The sequence below is a fragment of the Plantibacter sp. CFBP 8798 genome, assembly GCF_014841195.1.
Lineage (GTDB): Bacteria > Actinomycetota > Actinomycetes > Actinomycetales > Microbacteriaceae > Plantibacter > Plantibacter auratus.
On the sequence record NZ_JACYTS010000001.1, the window covers coordinates 1,263,877 to 1,281,223 of the forward strand.

The 17,347-nt window shown below is 71.0% G+C and carries 13 protein-coding genes; 6 read left to right on the top strand and 7 right to left on the bottom strand.

From position 1 onward, the window contains the following. Position 1 precedes the first annotated feature (1 nt). The 4 genes from IFU30_RS05995 to IFU30_RS06010 all read right to left on the bottom strand — a co-directional run bounded on the left by IFU30_RS05995 (position 2) and on the right by IFU30_RS06010 (position 5,143). Positions 2 to 850: a DUF4397 domain-containing protein gene (locus tag IFU30_RS05995; RefSeq protein ID WP_192004625.1), complete on the bottom strand. Its 849-nt coding sequence runs from the start codon at positions 848 to 850 to the stop codon at positions 2 to 4. An 80-nt stretch (positions 851 to 930) separates the two neighbouring features. After that, complete coding sequence (locus IFU30_RS06000; RefSeq protein ID WP_192004626.1) at positions 931 to 2,961, bottom strand: ArnT family glycosyltransferase; 2,031 nt, start codon at positions 2,959 to 2,961, stop codon at positions 931 to 933. After that, a complete protein-coding gene (locus IFU30_RS06005; RefSeq protein ID WP_241161027.1) occupies positions 2,958 to 4,478 on the bottom strand; it encodes a glycosyltransferase in 1,521 nt (506 codons plus the stop codon). Before IFU30_RS06005 ends, IFU30_RS06000 begins: the two co-directional genes overlap by 4 nt. Next, positions 4,478 to 5,143 (bottom strand): GtrA family protein, encoded by a 666-nt coding sequence (locus IFU30_RS06010; protein ID WP_192004627.1) that lies wholly within the window; start codon positions 5,141 to 5,143, stop codon positions 4,478 to 4,480. The genes IFU30_RS06005 and IFU30_RS06010 overlap by 1 nt, the downstream gene beginning before the upstream one ends. A gap of 296 nt (positions 5,144 to 5,439) precedes the next feature. Between IFU30_RS06010 and IFU30_RS06015 the strand changes: the two genes are divergently transcribed. The 4 genes from IFU30_RS06015 (at position 5,440) to IFU30_RS06030 (ending at position 7,925) form a co-directional block, all read left to right on the top strand. After that, positions 5,440 to 5,802, top strand: coding sequence for a DUF7882 family protein (locus IFU30_RS06015; RefSeq protein WP_079705204.1), 363 nt, complete (start codon positions 5,440 to 5,442; stop codon positions 5,800 to 5,802). After that, entirely contained in the window at positions 5,799 to 6,632 is an 834-nt protein-coding gene (locus tag IFU30_RS06020) for an SDR family NAD(P)-dependent oxidoreductase (protein ID WP_124768771.1), read from the top strand. The genes IFU30_RS06015 and IFU30_RS06020 overlap by 4 nt, the downstream gene beginning before the upstream one ends. 71 nt (positions 6,633 to 6,703) lie before the next feature. Beyond that, on the top strand, positions 6,704 to 6,877 hold the full coding sequence (locus IFU30_RS06025; RefSeq protein ID WP_161578549.1) for a hypothetical protein: 174 nt from the start codon (positions 6,704 to 6,706) through the stop codon (positions 6,875 to 6,877). 58 nt (positions 6,878 to 6,935) lie between these two features. Then, positions 6,936 to 7,925: an SDR family oxidoreductase gene (locus IFU30_RS06030; protein WP_192004628.1), complete on the top strand. Its 990-nt coding sequence runs from the start codon at positions 6,936 to 6,938 to the stop codon at positions 7,923 to 7,925. A 121-nt stretch (positions 7,926 to 8,046) separates the two neighbouring features. On the opposite strand, the gene IFU30_RS06035 is transcribed toward IFU30_RS06030, so the two are convergent. Then, complete coding sequence (locus tag IFU30_RS06035) at positions 8,047 to 9,651, bottom strand: AMP-binding protein (protein ID WP_342450808.1); 1,605 nt, start codon at positions 9,649 to 9,651, stop codon at positions 8,047 to 8,049. A gap of 72 nt (positions 9,652 to 9,723) precedes the next feature. On the opposite strand from IFU30_RS06035, the gene IFU30_RS06040 reads away from it, so the two are divergent. Continuing rightward, positions 9,724 to 10,626, top strand: a complete 903-nt coding sequence (locus IFU30_RS06040; protein ID WP_192004629.1) for a hypothetical protein — start codon at positions 9,724 to 9,726, stop codon at positions 10,624 to 10,626. A 2-nt stretch (positions 10,627 to 10,628) separates the two neighbouring features. Next, positions 10,629 to 11,321 carry a TMEM175 family protein gene (locus IFU30_RS06045; protein WP_192004630.1) on the top strand — a complete coding sequence of 231 codons (693 nt, stop codon included), beginning with the start codon at positions 10,629 to 10,631 and terminating at the stop codon, positions 11,319 to 11,321. Between the two features lie 265 nt (positions 11,322 to 11,586). Here IFU30_RS06045 and IFU30_RS06050 read toward each other — a convergent pair whose 3' ends face one another. Beyond that, positions 11,587 to 12,360 (bottom strand): DNA-formamidopyrimidine glycosylase family protein, encoded by a 774-nt coding sequence (locus IFU30_RS06050; protein WP_138946489.1) that lies wholly within the window; start codon positions 12,358 to 12,360, stop codon positions 11,587 to 11,589. An 80-nt stretch (positions 12,361 to 12,440) separates the two neighbouring features. After that, positions 12,441 to 17,279, bottom strand: a complete 4,839-nt coding sequence (locus IFU30_RS06055; RefSeq protein ID WP_192004631.1) for an ATP-dependent helicase — start codon at positions 17,277 to 17,279, stop codon at positions 12,441 to 12,443. Positions 17,280 to 17,347 lie beyond the last annotated feature (68 nt).

Genomic DNA, 17,347 nt, shown 5'->3' on the forward strand with positions numbered 1-17,347 from the left:
GTCAGCTCGCCGCCGTCCCGAGCTCGCGCACGAGCCGGGCGAGCTTCGCGTCGAGGTCGTCGAGGACGGACCCGAGCGTCGACGACTCCTTGGCGAGTCCGCCGCCACCGGTCTCCACCGGACCCTCGGGAGCGTCACCGGCCGCTGAGCTGTCGAGGACGGGCATGAGGGTGACGCCACCTGCGGCGTTGTCGAGCACGAAGAGCGTGCTCACGGTGCCCGGCGCGAGGTTCACGGAGGCTTCGGCCGCCTGCTTGCCGCCGGTCAGCTCGAGATCCCATGGGCCGGCGGGGACGCTCGCGTAGTCGGTCGCCGTTCCGGTGGTGGCGCCCTTCGCGATCGGCATGCCGGTCGAGGTGCTGACGTCGACGCTCTTCACATCGGTCGACGCCTGGATCAGCCGGATGCGTGCCGCACCCTCGGCCGGACCGGTGAGGTCGTCCTCGAACACCTTCGTCTGCAGGTCCTTGTTGGGACCGTAGGCGGCGACGGTGGCCGCTTCCCCGGCCGTGATGGTCACGTTGGTGCTGATGACCGGCTTCGTGCTGTCGGGAGCCCCGGCGGGCACCATCGACACCACGTAGGTGCCGGCGGCGAGGTCGGTGTAGGGGGAGACCTGGCCGTAGGCGACGTCGTCGAGTTCGAACACGGTCGCGCCGCCGGAGAGCGCCGACAGCTTCACGTCGACGGTCTTGGTGTCGGCCGAGAGGTGCCCGACGCGGATCCAGCCGGTGCCGGCGGCATCGGTGGTGGCGGCGCTCGCGGCGGTGGTGCCGAAGCCGATGAGTGCTGCCGTCGCGACGGCGGCGAGGCCGCTGAGGGCGAGTCGCCTCGTGGTGGTGGTTCGCATGGTGGAACTCCTGTTCTTCGGGTGGTTCGGGGGTTCGGGTGGTTCTGGCGTCCGGCTCGAGCCGGTGCTCGGGACGGTGGTCAGCGGACGACGTCGGGTTCGACGACCGAGTAGGTGACCCGCACGCCGGCCGCCGTCTGCTCGACACGGTCGGCCGCGTAGTCGCCCTGGATCGAGCGGATGGAGTCGGCCAGACGGCTGTCGCCCGCCGCGGTGCCGGTGCGGAGCACCATCGTCCGTCGCACGTCGCCTGTCTCACCGTCGAGCACCGGGGTGCTCTCGAGCCGGACCGGCGTGGTGGCGAGCACCTGTCCGAGGGCGAGCAGGGCGCGGGAGTCGAGCTGGCCGTCGCTCACGGTCTGCGAGGCCTCCGCCGAGACGCTGAGCGAGGGATTCAGTAGGAGCTGCGCGCCGAGCGCCGCCCGAGCCGCCGTTCGTCCGGCAGCCTGCTCGGCTGCCGCGTCGAGTCCGTCGGCGTCGATGCGGCGGACCTCGACGGCCTGCGTCCCGGAGCCGAAGGTCGCGACGAGCTCGGAGTTGTCGATCGCACCCTTCACCTCGGGGAAGGTGGTCGGGAAGGTCCGCATCGAGTCGGTCGTGACGATGTAGTCGGCGTCGCGCCAGCCGTTGGGCGACTGAGCCTGGACGGCGGAGTCCGTGTCCATCTTGTAGTACCAGATGACGTTGTCGCGATCGAAGCCGCTCTCGACGAGGTCGACCCACATCGCGTCGTCGACGATCACGCGGGACTCCTTCGGCACATTGGTCTGGACCCACTGCTGGGCTTGCCGGACCGGCTTGTCGAGGTCGGCGAGGAGGAAGCCGCGGAGCTGGGTCGCCGTGTTCGGGACGGCGACGACAGCTGCCGCGAGCACGGCGGCGACCCAGACGGCTCCGGCTGCGCGTCCGCCGAGAAGACGACGGCGCGGTGCACCGGCCTCGACGGTCGAGCGGCGACGGAACTGTCGGATGGCCGCGCCGGTCACACCCATGATGAGGATCGTCATGAACGGCAGCAGCATGATGACGTACGGCACCGGCAGGTAGCCGCCTGGGCGCAGCATGAAGAGGCCGAGGAAGACGGTCATCGCGGCGATGACACGCAGTCGCGAGATGAAGAGCCCGGCGACGGCGGCCACCGCTCCGGCGACGAGGAGTGCCGCGTCCAACTGCCACCACATGCCGAGGGTCTTCGCCGACAGGCTCTCCGGGTCGAACAGCGACCCGCTCGCGACGCGGGATCCGAGCTGGAAGAAGACGCCGCCGAGGAGGCTCACCCGGTCAGGGCCGGGGATGAGCTCGCCCTTGATGGCGGCGAAGAGCACGTACGTGAAGCCGATGACGACGACGATCGTCGCGGCGACCGGCAGCGTGTACCGGCGGGTCTCCTTCCGAGCCGCGCGCCACATGGTCCAGGCGAGGAAGGGCAGGGCGAGCAGGAAGGTCTCCTTGCTCAGCACGGCGATGCCGAACGCGGCGGCGGAACCCGCGAAGCCGACGAGCTGGTGCTTGCGGCTCGTCGCGAGGATGAAGGCACCGAGGAGCCAGGGCACCGCGACGTTGTCGAGGTAGACGGTGCGGTGGAACTGCACCGCGAGCGGCGAGATCGCGAACACGAGTGCGGCGACGGCGGCCATGGCCCGGCTGAGGTGCAGGCGGCGGGCGAGGACCCACACGAGCACGACGGCGATGAGCGTCGCGACCAGCATGGCCTCACGTGCCGCGACCACGGCGATGTCGTAACGGTCGAACGCGCCGGTCAGCCCCGTGTAGGCCGCGATCTGCAGCCAGCCGAGCGGCGGGTGGTCGTACCAATAGGTGTAGTGGGCGAGTTCGCCGAGCTTCAGCACGCTCCACGCCTGGGCGGTGTAGGTGCCCTCGTCGTCGATGCGCTGCGGGGATCCGCCCATGTTCATGGCCTGCGCGACGGCGGCGATGGCGAGCACGGGCAGGAGGAAGGCCAGGGTGCGACCGTGGCGCGAGAGCCAGCGGCGCACGACGCCGGGGCCTCGCTGTGCCGGTGGCCCTGAGGTGAGCCAGCCGAGGCGGTCGCTCTCCAGGTGGAGCTCTGGTCGGCCGGGGGCGGCCGGTCGTTCGAGGATGCCGGTCATCGGGTTGCTCCGTTCTGGAGGACGAGCTCGGGTGCGCGGTCGGGCAGGTCGACGGAGACGGGAGCGGCCTCGGTGGCCTCGGCGACCTCCTCGCTGCGGTGGGCGCCGGTGTGCTCCGTCTTCTCCCAGGAGTGGTCGCCCTTCCACTCGCGGAAGACGGAACGGACGGCGGCCAGGCCGAGGAAGATCTGGTACGGGAAGGTGCCGAGGATCAGCCGGGCGTAGTCGCGGAGGCGGACCTTCTGGCCGTAGAGGCGGCCGAACTCGCCGAGCCCGGAGGCCTCCACCGCGAGGGTGACGATCGTCGGCGCGAGCGGGATGAAGGTGAGGAGCGCGATCGGCGCGGGCACCTTCGCGAACAGCACCAGCAGGACCGAGACAGGGATGAGGAGGCCGGTCGCCGCCTGGAGGAACGGCATCGACAGCAGGTAGCGGGCGAACATGCGCTGACGGAACGTCGGCAGCTTGCGCCACTCGCCCTTCTTCAGGACCTGCAGGAACCCCTGGTTCCAGCGCGTGCGCTGCTTGTAGAGCGACTGCAGGGTGCCTGGCGTCTCCTCGCGGGTGACGACCTCCGGGCTGTAGGCCACGACGACCGTCGCGCCGGCGCTCGAGAGTCGGACGCCGAGCTCGCAGTCCTCAGCGAGGCAGCCGTCGTCCCAGCCTTCCGACCAGTCGAGCCAGGTCTTCTTCACGAACACCGTGTTGCCGCCGAGCGGGATGAAGCGGGAGTTCGCGTGGAAGTGCAGGCGCGACCGGAACCAGAAGTAGTACTCGAGCACGTTCCGGAGTGACCACCAGCTCGACTGGAAGTTCATGAGCTGCACGCCGCCCTGGACGACGTCGGCGCCGCTCTCGGTGAAGCGGGAGTCCACGAGCGTGAGCAGGCGCGGATGCACCTCGTCCTCGGCGTCGAACACGCCCACGACGTCGCCACGGGCGATCTGCAGCGCCCGGTTGAGGGCCTTGGGCTTGTTCTTCGGCACGCTGTCGTCGACGACCACTTTGATGAGGTCGGGGTGCCGGGCGGCGGCCTCGCGGACGACGCGCTCGGTCCCCGGGTCGTCGTGGCCCACGATCGCGATGATCTCGAAGTCGGGGTGGTCCTGTTCGGCGAGGCGGTCGAGGGTCTGACCCATGACCTCCTCCTCATGCCGACCGGGGACGAGCAGGGTGAAGGAGTGCTTGGCGGGCAGCGGGACCGCGGCGAACCCCGTGTTCTTCAGATGGCCGGTCGACCGCCAGGCGTGGAGCATCCAGTAGAGCGTGGTGACGGCGATGATCGTCAGCGCGGCGGCGAACAGCAGCATGGTGCCGTAGCCGAGCCACTCACCGATGCTCCAGGAGCCGGGGTCGGCCGCCGACGCCGGGTCCACCAGGGTGCCGCGGTTCGGCAGCGGTTCCGTGGGTGCAGCGGGCTGCGGGGTCAGCAGGGGAGCGGGCTCGTCCGCGGCGGCGAACGGGCGGGAGGGGATGAGCGCGAGCGCTCCGAGCAGCGGTGCGAGTGCGGGTGCCATCAGGACAGGCCTCCAGAGGTCGGCAGTGCGTGGGTCGGTGCGGATCGACGAGGGGTCGTGGTGCGCGGTGCGGCGGCGGGTGCCGATGCGGCCGGGCTCGAAACGGTCGTCTCCTGCGTCGTCGTGCTGCGACGGCGATCGGTCGCCGACTCGGCGGGTCGGAAGACGACGAAGCGGTAGGCGAGGAAGCGGAACACCATGCCGAGGACGAGTCCGACGCCGTTGCCCGCGATGTTGTCTGCGAGCGGCGTGGTGTAGCCGAGGACGTAGTGCGAGACGAAGAGACACCCCGCGGCGATCCCGAGGCCCAGGACGTTCATGAGCGCGAAGAGGGCGCCCTCCTTCCACACCGCGCGGCGGTGCTCGGTCCGGAACGTCAGCGCCCGGTTGCCGAGCCACGCGACGATCGTGGCGACGGCGACGGAGATCACCTTCGCGCCGATCGGCTTGTCGTCGAGCACGGTGAACCGGAGGAGGTTGTACACACCGACGTCCACGACGAACGCGGTGCCACCGACGAGGCCGAAGGTGACCAGCTGGGAGACGAGCTTGGGGAGACGCAACGGCTGGCGTGCACGGCGGGGACGCGTTCTCGGAGCGACGGATCGTTCGGGGACGGACGGCTGGCTCGGGTGCACGACGGAAGATTCGGGCTTCACGGTCATGCACGCCGTTCGGGGGCAGCGCGAACCGCGGTTTGGTCGATTCCGCCGCCGCCCAGGGCTTTGCCAGGTTCAGGAAACAGGGCTGAAATCCCTTGATTTTCCGCGGAAGTTGACGTATTCGCGAGGGCACGGGGGACAACACCGCGGCCCCCTGAACTGGGCCGCCGCCCGCCCGTCAACCGGCACGACGGCGATCCTTCGGTCGCCTACGATGGGGGCAACGCCCGGTGTGCTCGGGCGTCGTGATGCCCTGATTCGAGGGCGCGCGAGACGACCGGCACAGAGGGAGACATCTGGTGGGAAAGCTGATCTACGGGAGTTCATCGCGAGAACTCGAACTCGACGACCGGATGCTCGCGCACGTGAAGTCGATCGCGGTCATGAAGCTGCGGCGCAACGAGTCCTTCACGATCTCCTGGCCGCGCTCGCTCGAGACCGGTGGCGGACGCGTGACGATCTGGGTGCACCCCTCGATCTCGTTGCAGTTCGAGTTCGACCAGGAGGAGCGTCCGGAGCTCAACCGCAGCTGGCTCGAGTCGATGATGCAGGACGCCAACAAGACCGGCGACCTCGCCATCGGACGTGAGGTCCCCGACATCGACCAGCGGGCGCGCCCGACCAACGTCAGCGAGCCCCGCCCCCGGAAGTCCTCCGCGTGAGCGACCGGGTGATCGTCCTCACCGGCGCCAGCGACGGCATCGGTGCTGCGGCCGCGAAGGCGTTGACGGACGCGGGCGAGCAGGTCGTGGTGGTCGGGCGGTCACCGGAGAAGACCGCGGCCGTCGCGCAGCGGATCGGGGCTGCCTCGTTCATCTCCGACTTCGCCGAACTGGCGCAGGTGCGGCTCCTCGCCGAACAGCTCCTCGAGCGGTACCCGCGGATCGACGTCCTCGCCAACAACGCCGGCGGGATCTTCGGCGCCGACCGCCGGGTCACGGCCGACGGCCACGAGCAGACGTTCCAGATCAACTACCTGGCACCCGCGCTCCTCACCCACCTCCTGCTGGACCGCCTCCTCGAGTCCGAGGCGACGGTGATCAACACCTCGAGCGTCGCCAACCGCCTGTTCGGGAAGCTCGACCTCGACGACCTGGACGCCGAACGCTCCTACTCGCCCACGCGTGCCTATGGCAACGCGAAGCTGGCGCAGATCCTCTTCACGAAGGAGCTCGACCGCCGGTACGGCCCGCGCGGACTGTCCGCCGCGGCGTTCCACCCGGGGGTCATCTCGACGAACTTCTCCAGCGCGCCCGACGGCGCGATGCGGTTCCTGTATGCGAACCCGCTCGGTCGTCGCCTGCTGAACACCCCCGAGGAGGGCGCCGACACCCTCTTCTGGCTCGCCGAGAGTCAGCCGGGCCTCGACTGGACCTCGGGCGGCTACTTCGTGAAGCGGAAGCCCGCACGCACCAACAAGCTCGCCGACGACGTCGCCCTCGCCCGCGGGCTCTGGGAACGGACCGCGGAGCTGCTCGCCGAGCACCGCTGAGCGGTCCCCTCGGTCCGTCTCAGTGGCTCCCGCGTCGCCGTTTCGTGGTGACGGGAGCCTAGGCTGGTGGAATGCGATGGAACGAGTGGACGACGGCGCTCGTCGTCGCCGGGGTCCTCGCGCTCGCCGCGCTGCTGATGCTCCTGGTCCTCGGACCCGAGGCACCGGTCGTGTGGGGACTCGTCTCCGGGGTGCTGCTCGCCCTCGTCGTCGGTGCCATGGCGTTCGTCAAGCGCGAGCGCTGACCGCGGCCATCCTGGGAAGGCCTGGGCGAGTCGGGCGGCGGTGCGCGAGGATGGAGCAATGACGACGAAGCGCATCCTGTTCATCGGCGGCAGCGGCATCATCTCCTCGGCGTCGGTCGCCAGAGCGGTGTCGCTCGGCCATGACGTCACCGTCCTGAACCGCGGCCTGTCCCACGTCCGCCCCCTCCCCGAGGAGGTCGAGCTCCTCCGCGCGGACGTGCGCGACACCGACGCGGTGACCGAGACGCTCGGCTCGCGCGAGTTCGACGTCGTGGCGCAGTTCACCGCGTTCACGCCACCGCAGGTGCAGGCGGACATCGACCGCTTCGCCGGTCGGATCGGCCAGTACGTGTTCATCAGCTCCGCATCGGCCTACCAGAAGCCGCCACAGCGCCTGCCCGTCGTGGAGTCGACGCCGCTCCGGAACCCGTTCTCCCAGTACGCGCGCGACAAGATCTCCTGCGAGGACGTCCTCGTCCACGCTTACCGCGAGCAGGGTTTCCCGGCGACGATCGTGCGCCCGTCACACACCTACGACCGGACGCTCATCCCCACGATGGGACGGCGCACCGACCTCGACCGCATGCGCGCGGGCAAGCCGGTGATCGTCCACGGCGACGGGACGACCCTCTGGACCATCACCCACACCGAGGACTTCGCGGTCGGGTTCGTCGGCCTGCTGGGTCGCCGCGACGTGCTCGGGGAGGCCTTCCACATCACGGGCGATCACGCACCGAGCTGGAACGACATCACCCGGTGGATTGCGGAGGCGGCCGGCGTGGAGGCCGACATCGTGCACGTGCCGTCCGACGTCATCGCGGAGGTCCACCCGCCGCTCGGGCCGACGCTCCTCGGCGACAAGGCGTTCCCGATGGTCTTCGACAACACGCGCATCCGCAGTCTCGTGCCGGAGTTCCGGCCCACCATTCCGTTCTGGGACGGCGCGGCGGAGATGGTCGCGTTCCACGACGCGAACCCGCACTGGCAGCCGGCCGAGCCGGAGCTCGACGCCGCCTTCGACCGGATGGTCGCCGCCGTCGGTCACTGACCTGCCCTCGATCCTGATCGTCCTTCGGCCCCGAGCGGCCTTCGGTCCCTGAGCGGCCTTCGGTCCCTGAGCTTGTCGAAGGGCGCCCTTCGACACTTCGACAGGCTCAGTGCGGCGCAGCTCAGGAACCGGCGGGGGCGGCCTCCGCGGCCCGGAGGTCCTTGCGGAGGATCTTGCCTGACGCCGACTTCGGGATGGCGTCGACGAACGCCACGCGCCGGATCTTCTTGTGCGGCGCGACGCGCTCCGTGACCCACGCCATGAGCGCCTCGGCGGTGACGTCCTGGCCCGGTTGCAGGACCACGAACGCTTTCGGCACCTCTTGGCCCTCGTCGTCGAGCACCCCGATGACGGCCGCGTCGGCGATCGCCGGGTGGCCGAGCAGCAGCGCCTCGAGCTCCGCCGGCGCCACCTGATAGCCGTGGTACTTGATGAGCTCCTTCAACCGCTCGATGATGCGCACGGTGCCGTCGCCGCGGACGGTCGCGATGTCGCCGGTGTGGAGGAAGCCGTCGTCCTCGAGGGTCTCGCGAGTGGCCTCCTCGTTGCCGAGGTACCCGAGCATGACGTTCGGGCCGGCGCAGAGCAGCTCGCCCGCCGCGCTCTCCTCGTCCGAGCCCTCGGCCGGGTAGTCCACCTCGGCGCCGGTCTCCGGATCGACGATCCGGCACTGCATGTTCGGGAGGGTCGTGCCGACGCTGTCGAGGGACGCCCCCTCGGCCTGGAATGCGATCGCGTGGCTGACCGGGCTGAGTTCGGTCATGCCGTAGCCCTGTCGCATCCGACAGCCGAGACGCTCCTCGACCGCCCGCCCGAGCGTCGCGTCCAACGGTGCGGCACCGGAGAAGATCGTGTGGACGCTCGAGAGGTCGAACTCGTCGACGAGCGGGTGCTTCGCGAGCGCCACCGCGATCGGCGGGGCGATGAACACGTAGCTGCAGCGGAAGTCCTGGATGATCCGGAGGAACTCAGCCAGGTCGAACCGCGGCATGGTCACGAGCGAGGCGCGCCGCGACAGGGCGAGGTTGAGGAGCACCGTCATGCCGTAGATGTGGAAGAACGGCAGGACCGCGAGGATCCGGTCGTCGGCGACCATGCCGAGCTGCGGGATGGACTGCTGCACGTTCGCGACGAGGTTCCGATGCGAGAGCATCACGCCCTTCGGTCGACCCGTCGTGCCCGAGGAGTAGGGCAGCACCGCCACATGCGTGCCCGGGTCGAACGAGACGTCCGGCGCGGGGAGGCGGCGCAGGAGGAGGTCGCTCAGCGACGCGTGCCCCTCCGCGCCGTCGAGGACGACGACGCGGTCGGAGGGGATCGCGCAGGCGCTCGCCGCAGCCCAGGCCTGGGGGAGCAGTGGGGAGACGGTGAACAGCATCGTCGCGCCGGCGTCGCGCAGTTGCGCCTCGATCTCCTCGGCGTTGTAGAGGCCGTTCACCGTCGTCGCCGTCGCACCCGCGCGCAGGATGCCGTGGAACACGGTGGCGAAGGCGGGGACGTTCGGCGCGTGGAGGGCCACGACGTCGCCGACCCCGATGCCGGCCGCCGCGAGGGCGCCGGCCAGGGCGTTGATCTGGCCGATGAGCTGTCGATAGCTCGTCTCGGCGCCGGTCGTGCCGTCGCGGAGGGCGATGCGGTCGAGGTCGCTCGGGGCGATGCCGCCGAACAGGGTGTCGTAGACGCTCAGGTCGGGGATCTCGACGTCGGGATGCGGGCTGGTGAACACGAGTGATCTCCTTCGAACACCGGTGATGGTGGAGTGAGTCTATCCACGCCGGGTGCTCGTTAGGCTGAACCCGTGAACGCGTCCCGCCCCATCCTCGGTCTCCTGCTCGACGTCGACGGCCCCATCGCCAGTCCGATCACCCGGACGATCAACGTCCCGAGCATCGCGCAGGACCTCGCGACGCTCGCGAACGCCGGGGTGCCGATCGCCTTCAACACCGGGCGGAGCGACGCGTTCCTCCGCGAGGTGGTGGTCCCACCGCTCCTGGCCGCCGGGCTCGCGGACGACGTCCGGCTCTACGGCATCTGCGAGAAGGGCGCCGTGTGGTTCGGGTTCTCGGCGGCGGGGGTCGACGAGCTGAGCCTCGATCACGACGTCGCCATGCCGGAGGGGTACGGCGACGTCATCGAGCGCCTCGTCGACGAGCGGTACGCCGAGACGGTGTTCTTCGACCACACCAAGCGCGCGATGGTCTCGGTCGAGCAGCACGTCGAGGTGCCGGCAGCGGACTACGCGGTCGTGCGGAAGCACTTCGACGACGACGCCCGGGCCGAGCTCGCCCGACGCGGGTTCGGGGTCGAGCACGCGCCCGGCCGCTACCCGGACGACGCCGGCCTCGTGCAGTACCGCATCGATCCCACGATCATCTCCACCGACATCGAGTCGGTCCGGCTCGGCAAGGACCTCGGCGCCGAGCGCGCGCTCGAACTCCTCGAGGCCGACGGCGGTGCGCTCCCGGTCGCCTGGCGCACGGTCGGCGACTCCCGGAGCGACTACGCGATGGCCGACTGGTTGTTCGAGCACGGGTTCGAGGTCGCGCACGTTGACGTCCGCCCCGCCGACGGCGTGCCCGAGAAGCCGTACCCGGTGTTGACCCACCCGACGCTCATCCACGACGAGGCGGGCGCGGCCTTCCTGGCCCGCTGGGTCGCCATGGTGCAGGGGACCGCGACCGACGACGCCGACGTGAGCTGACCATGGCGGGAGACGGGGAGGGTCGGACGGCGGGCCGCGGACGCGGCGTCACGACGGAACGCGGCCTGGACCGCGTCGTCAACTTCAGCGACGCGGTCGTTGCCATCGCGATCACCCTCATCATCCTGCCGCTCGTCGACGTGGCCCAGGAGTCGGGCGGCGGCCCGGTCTCCGAGTTCCTGGGCGAGAACGCCTCCGGGCTCGCGGCGGCGGCCCTGAGCTTTGTCGTCATCGCCAGCTTCTGGCGCGACCACCACCGACTGTTCGAACGCACCGAGAGCTACTCACGGCGGCTCGTGTCGTTGAACTTCGTCTGGCTGGCGGGCATCGTGTTCCTGCCGCTCCCGACGGTCCTCATCGTCGACGCGGCCGGATCGGACCGCGGTGCCGCGATGCTCTACATCGCGACCATGCTCGTCTCGATGGTGGCCGTCCGGCTGCAGCAGATGGTGATCGTGCGCGACGGTCTGCTCAGCGAGGAGGCGGCGGCGATGCCGCAGCGCCCGTGGTGGCTCGTGTGGGCGCCGACGGCACTCATGCTCCTCGCCTTCGTGCTCGCGGCCCTGGTGCCGGGCGTGGGCACTCAGGCCCTCTTCCTCCTGCTGCTGTCGATCCCGCTGTCGTGGGTCGGCGGGAGGCGGCACCGGGTCGACCCCTCGACAGGCTCAGGGACCAAGGAACCTTCCGGTCCCTGAGCCTGTCGAAGGGTGGGGTGAGTCGGGTGGGGCTGCACTTCGACAAGCTCAGTGACCGGTCGTGGTGGCTCTCGGGGATCGGTGGTGGTGGCTTTCGGCGACCGGTGACCTTCTGGTTCGTGGACATATTCCGGTCCCTGAGCTTGTCGAAGGGTGGGGTGAGTCGGGTGGGGCTGCACTTCGACAAGCTCAGTGACCGGTGGTGGCTCAGTGACCGGTGGTGGCTCAGTGACCGGTGGTGGCTCAGTGGCCGCCGGTGGTCGGGTCAGGTCTGGCAGTGGGGACACCAGTAGGTGTCGCGGAGCGCGGTGGGGTCGGCACCGAGTTTGCCTCGCTGGATCCGGGTGCCGCAGCGGAGGCAGCGCTGACCGTCGCGTGAGTACACCCACGTCTTCCGGCCGGGCCTCGTGTCGCCCGTCGTGACGCGGTTGCGACGGTCGCGATTGGCGTTGATGAGCCGGTAGCCGAGGCGTACGGCGCCCGGCAGGTCGACCTCGGCGGTGGGCCTCGTCGGGAGGACCCCACGGATGAAGCACAGCTCGTTGACGTACTCGTTGCCGAGCCCCGCGAGGTTGCGCTGGTCGAGCAGGGCGACGTGGATCTCTCGGCCGTCGGCCTCGAGGTTGTGGATGGCACGCTCCTCGTCCCAGTCCGGTCCGAGGAGGTCGGGACCGAGCCAGCCGAAGCGCTCTTCGTCCTCGCGCGAGGGGAAGACCTCGACGAGGCCGAGTTCGAACCCGACCGTCACCCAGTGCTGCGTCGACACGATCGCGCGGGCCTTCCACGCCGGCCGCCGCCAGTGCTCGCCCGGCTGGTAGACGTGCCACAACCCCTCCATCTTGAGGTGCGTGTGGAGCGTGTGGTCGCCGATGTGGTGCAGGAGGTGCTTGCCACGCGGGATGACGTCGTGGACGACGTCGCCCCGCAGGTCGACGGTCGCGAAGGCGGGCACCCGCAGGTCGAAGCCGGTGACGACCTCGCCGGCGAGCGCCTGCCGCAACCGGTGCGCGGCTTGGAAGACCGTGTCACCCTCTGGCATGAACCGCTCCGTCCGTTCCGGCTACGGTGCCACCGGCAGGGTGTCCGGCGCAACCCGTGGCGGGACGGCCGCGAGCCGGTTCACCCACGCCGGAGCCGCAATCCACGCGGCGTCTCGACGAATCCGGCGTCGCGGAGGGCGTGGCCCGTCGGGGTGCCGAGCACGAAGGCGCCGTTGACCTGCTCGATGCCGAGCTTCTCGATGCGACCAGCGCGCACCGTGGACGCCAGGGAACGCGCCCCGGCGCGGAGCTGGTCGTCGTCCTCCGAGAAGACGAGGGCCGTCTTGCCACCGCGTTCCAGGTAGTAGACCGGCGCTCCGTCGACGAGGACGACGAGCGCACCCGCCTTCCGCCCCGGCCGGTGCTTCACCCCGGTGACCTCCTGGCCCGGCCAACCGAGGGCGGCGCCGTAGGGGTTCGCCGGGTCGGTCGCGGCGAGGGTGACGGCGTCGAGCGGTGGCTCGTCGTCGGTCCGGATGAACCCGCGCAGGCGGTCGACGGTGCCGGAGGAGGCGAACTGCGCCCCGCCGAGGCGTTCCACGAAGTATCCGCGACGGCAGCGACCGTTCTCCTCGAACTGCTTCAGCACGCGGTAGGCGAGGGCGAAGCCGCCAGTCACGCCCTCCGCGACGACGGACCCGCGCGTCACGACGCCGTACCGCTCGAGCAGGGTCTCGCCCGTGGCGACGGCACGGATGGTGGCGTCCTGCTCGGCCAGCGGCAGGATCGACCACCGGCCGCCGAGGGTCTGGCTCGCCCGCGTCGACATCGAGGGGCGCTGCAGGTTGCGGCCACGGTACAGCTTCGATCGCGGGGTCTGCCGTTGCACCCGGTGCGCCGAGTTCCCCGAGCCGGAACCCACCAGGGTGCGGAGCGGTGAGAAGGTGTCGTTGGTGACGAGCCCGGCCCACACGAGCTCCCAGAGGGCGTCGACGAGGAGCTTGTCGTCCGTCGAGCCGACCGACTCCGCGAGCTGCCGGAAGAAGTACGCGCCGCCCCCGCCGAGCGTCGCGAGCAGTTCGGTCTGCAGGGCGTCCGGGGTGTGCGGCGTCGGAGCGAGGGGCAGCGTGAGGGGCGCCGTGTCGGCGAGGTGGAGCGCGACCCAGCCGTCGTTGCCGGGGATCGAACCGCTACCCGACCACACGACCTCGCCCGTCGCGGTGAGTTCGTCGAGCATGGCGGGACTGTAGTCGGCGACGCGCGAGGGCAGGATGAGCGACTCCCAGGCCGACGCCGGGATGGGCGCGCCGGCGAGCTGGTCGATGACCGTCGCGACGCCGTCGACGCCGCGGAGCGTCCCGCCGAGGTGCTGCCACACCGGCAGGAACCGGGCGAACGCCTGCTGCTCGACCGGCTCGACCTCGTGCCGCAGGGCCGCGAGCGAACGGATGCGGAGCTTGCGGAGGACGCCGGCGTCGCACCACTCCGTCGCATCGGTGGGGCTGCGGTCGGCGTCGTCGTCCTCGCCCACCTGCTGCCGGCCGGCGGGGAGGAACTCCCCCTTGACCACGCGGCCGGCGTCGGCCAGCCGGGCGAGCGTGTGCTGGACCACCGCGGTCCCGAGACCGAAGCGCCTGGCCGTCTGCCCGGTGGTGAACGGCCCGTGCGTGCGCGCATGGCGGGCGAGGAGGTCGCCCAGCGGATCGGCGACCGGCTCGGTGAACGCGACCGGCACGCCGATGGGCAGCGGGGTGCCGAGGGCGTCGCGGAGTCGACCGGCGTCCTCGATCGCGGCGAAGCGCTCCTCGCCGGCGATCGGGACGCGGATGACGCGCTTCGAGCGTTCGAGTTCGGCGACGGCGGCCGCCGAGCGAGCCGGATCGGGGGCCCAGGCTTGCGGCTCGTCGCCACGACTCGCCTCGCCGTCGGCGGAGACGCCGTCGAAGGTCGTCCGGGCTGCGATCTCGTCGATCGTGAGCGGGCCGAGCATTCGCAGCGCGTCGGCGACGCCCTCGACCCCCTTGAGTCGACGCTCGGGGTCGAGACGCTGCAGCTCGAGCGCGGTCTGCTCGATGACGCCGGGGTCGAGGAGCTCGCGGAGTTCCACCCGACCGAGGAGTTCGCCGAGCATGGTGCTGTCGACCGCGAGCGCCGCGGCCCGACGCTCGGCCAACGGGCTGTCGCCCTCGTACATGAACGCGCCGACGTAGCCGAACAGGAGCGAACGGGCGTAGGGCGAGGGCTGATCGGTCGTGGTCTCGACGATGCGGATCGCGCGCGACTGCAGCTCACGCGCGAGGTGGTCGAGGGCCGGGAGGTCGTACACGTCCTGGAGACACTCGCGGAGCGTCTCGAGGATGATCGGGAACGTCGGGTACTGCTTCGCGACCTCGAGGAGCTGCGCCGACCGCTGGCGCTGCTGCCAGAGCGGCGAGCGTTTCTGCGGCGAGTAGTTCGGGAGCAGGAGGGCACGGGCGGCGCACTCGCGGAACCGCGAGGCGAACAATGCCGACCCGCCGACCTCCTGCGTGACGAGGGCGTCGAGCTCCTCCGGTTCGAAGACGAAGAGTTCGGCTCCCGGCGGCTCGCTCTCGGTGTCGGGTAGGCGGACGATGATGCCGTCGTCGCTCGCCACCGCCGAGCCGTCGACCCCGAGGCGCTCCTGCACCCGAGCGCCGACCGCGAGCGCCCAGGGAGCGTGCACACGGAGTCCGTAGGGGGAGTGGAGGATGACCCGCCAGTCGCCGAGTTCATCGCGCGAGCGTTCGACGACGAGGGTCGTGTCGTTGGGGACGACACCCGTCGCCTCGCGCTGCTCGCGGACGTAGGCGACGAGGTTGCTGATGGCCCGCTCGTCGAGGCCGGCTGCTTCGAGACGTGGGGTGGAGCCCGTGCCGGTGGTGTCGAGCTCGCGCACGAAGGCGCCGATGGCGCGACCGAGCTCGGCCGGGCGACCGATGCCGTCGCCCTTCCAGAACGGCAGCCGGCCCGGCTGGCCGAACGCCGGGGTCACGAGCACGCGGTCGTGGGTGATCTCCTGGATGCGCCAGCTGGTGGCGCCGAGGGCGAAGACGTCGCCGACGCGGGACTCGTAGACCATCTCCTCGTCGAGCTCGCCGACGCGCGCGCCGGCACCCGACTCGCCGACCATGAAGACGCCGAAGAGCCCGCGGTCGGGGATGGTGCCGCCGCTCGTGACGGCGAGGCGCTGGGCCCCCGGCCGCCCGGTCAGGACCCCGGCGTCGCGATCCCAGACGATGCGCGGGCGCAGCTCGGCGAAGGCGTCGGAGGGGTAGCGTCCGGCCAGGAGGTCGAGCGTCGCCTCGAAGGCCGAGCGGGGCAGGGAGGCGAACGGGGCACTGCGCTTGACCGTCTCGAACCAGTCCTCCACGCCGAGTTCGTCGAGCGCGACCGCCGCGACCGTCTGCTGCGCGAGGATGTCGAGCGGATTGGAGGGGACCTCGATCGCCTCGATGAGCCCGGCCTCCATCCGCTCGGTCGCGACCGTGGTGCTGATGAGGTCGGCGCGGTGCTTCGGGAACAGGACGCCTCGGGAGACCTCGCCCACCTGGTGGCCGGCGCGGCCGACCCGCTGCAGGCCGCTCGCGACGCTCGGCGGGGACTCCACCTGGATGACGAGGTCGACCTCGCCCATGTCGATGCCGAGCTCGAGGCTCGAGGTCGCGACCACGCAGCGCAGGCGTCCGGACTTGAGGTCCTCCTCGATGCCCGCCCGCTGCTCCTTGGAGACGGATCCGTGGTGGGCGCGTGCGAGGAGGGGGACGTCGTCGTCGCTCTCCTCGGTGGCCGGCCGGGCGGCTGCGGCCGCGACGCTCGTCGATCCGCGGGTCTGGCCGCTCTGGGCCATGAGCTGCGCCGGTGGACGCCCGGCACCGGGGGTCGTGAGAGTGGCGTCGCTGAGTCGGGCCTCGTTGATCTCGTTGAGCCGGGCCGTGAGCCGCTCCGCCAGACGACGGGAGTTGGCGAACACGATGGTGGAGCGGTGCGCGAGCACGCGGTCGACGATCGCCTCCTCGACGTGGGGCCAGATGCTGCCGACGCGGTCTTCGCCGCCGCCGTCGCTGTTCGGGGTGTAGCCGGTGAACCCGCCACCGCTGCCGTCGTCGTCGGCCTCGCCGGGCGTCCGCATGCCGGCGTCGGGGTCGGTCATGTCGTCGACCGGGACGACCACGTGCAGGTCGAAGGTCTTCGCGGCCGGCGGGGCCACGATCTCGACCGGTGCGCGGCCGCCGAGGAACCGCGCGACCTCCTCGGCGGGGCGCACCGTCGCGGAGAGCCCGATGCGCTGCACCGGCTTCTCGAGCATGGCGTCGAGCCGCTCGAGCGACACCGCGAGGTGGGCGCCGCGCTTCGTCGAGGCGACGGCGTGGATCTCGTCGATGATGACGGTGTCGACCGTGCGGAGGGTCTCGCGTGCCGCACTCGTGAGCATGAGGAAGAGCGACTCGGGCGTGGTGATGAGGATGTCCGGTGGCTCTTTGGCCATCGCCCGGCGGTCGGCGGACGGGGTGTCGCCCGAGCGGACGCCGACACTGATGGTGGGTGGTTCGGTGCCGAGGCGGCGCGCCGCCTGGGCGATGCCGACGAGCGGGGTGCGGAGGTTGCGCTCGACGTCGACGCCGAGGGCCTTCAGCGGCGAGATGTAGAGGACGCGGGTGCCGCGGGAGCGCTCGCGCTGGGCGGCGGCGGCCTCCGCCTCGTCGGCCTCGAGGCCGGTGAGCGGGACGCCGGTGCGCGGCCGCACGGCGTGCTCGGCGATGGCCTCGGAGAGCAGGCGGTCGATCGACCAGAGGAACGCGGACAGGGTCTTGCCCGAACCGGTCGGCGCGACGACGAGGGCGTTGGCGCCGCGGGAGATCGCATCCCAGGCACCCGCCTGCGCCGGCGTGGGCGCGACGAACGCCCCCTCGAACCAGTCGCGCGTCGCGGGGGAGAAGCGCTCGAGCACCTCGGTCATGGGTTCCATCATCCTGCACCCCACCGACACCGCGACCGGCGTCGCGCGCGGTCGTGTGGCCCCGTATG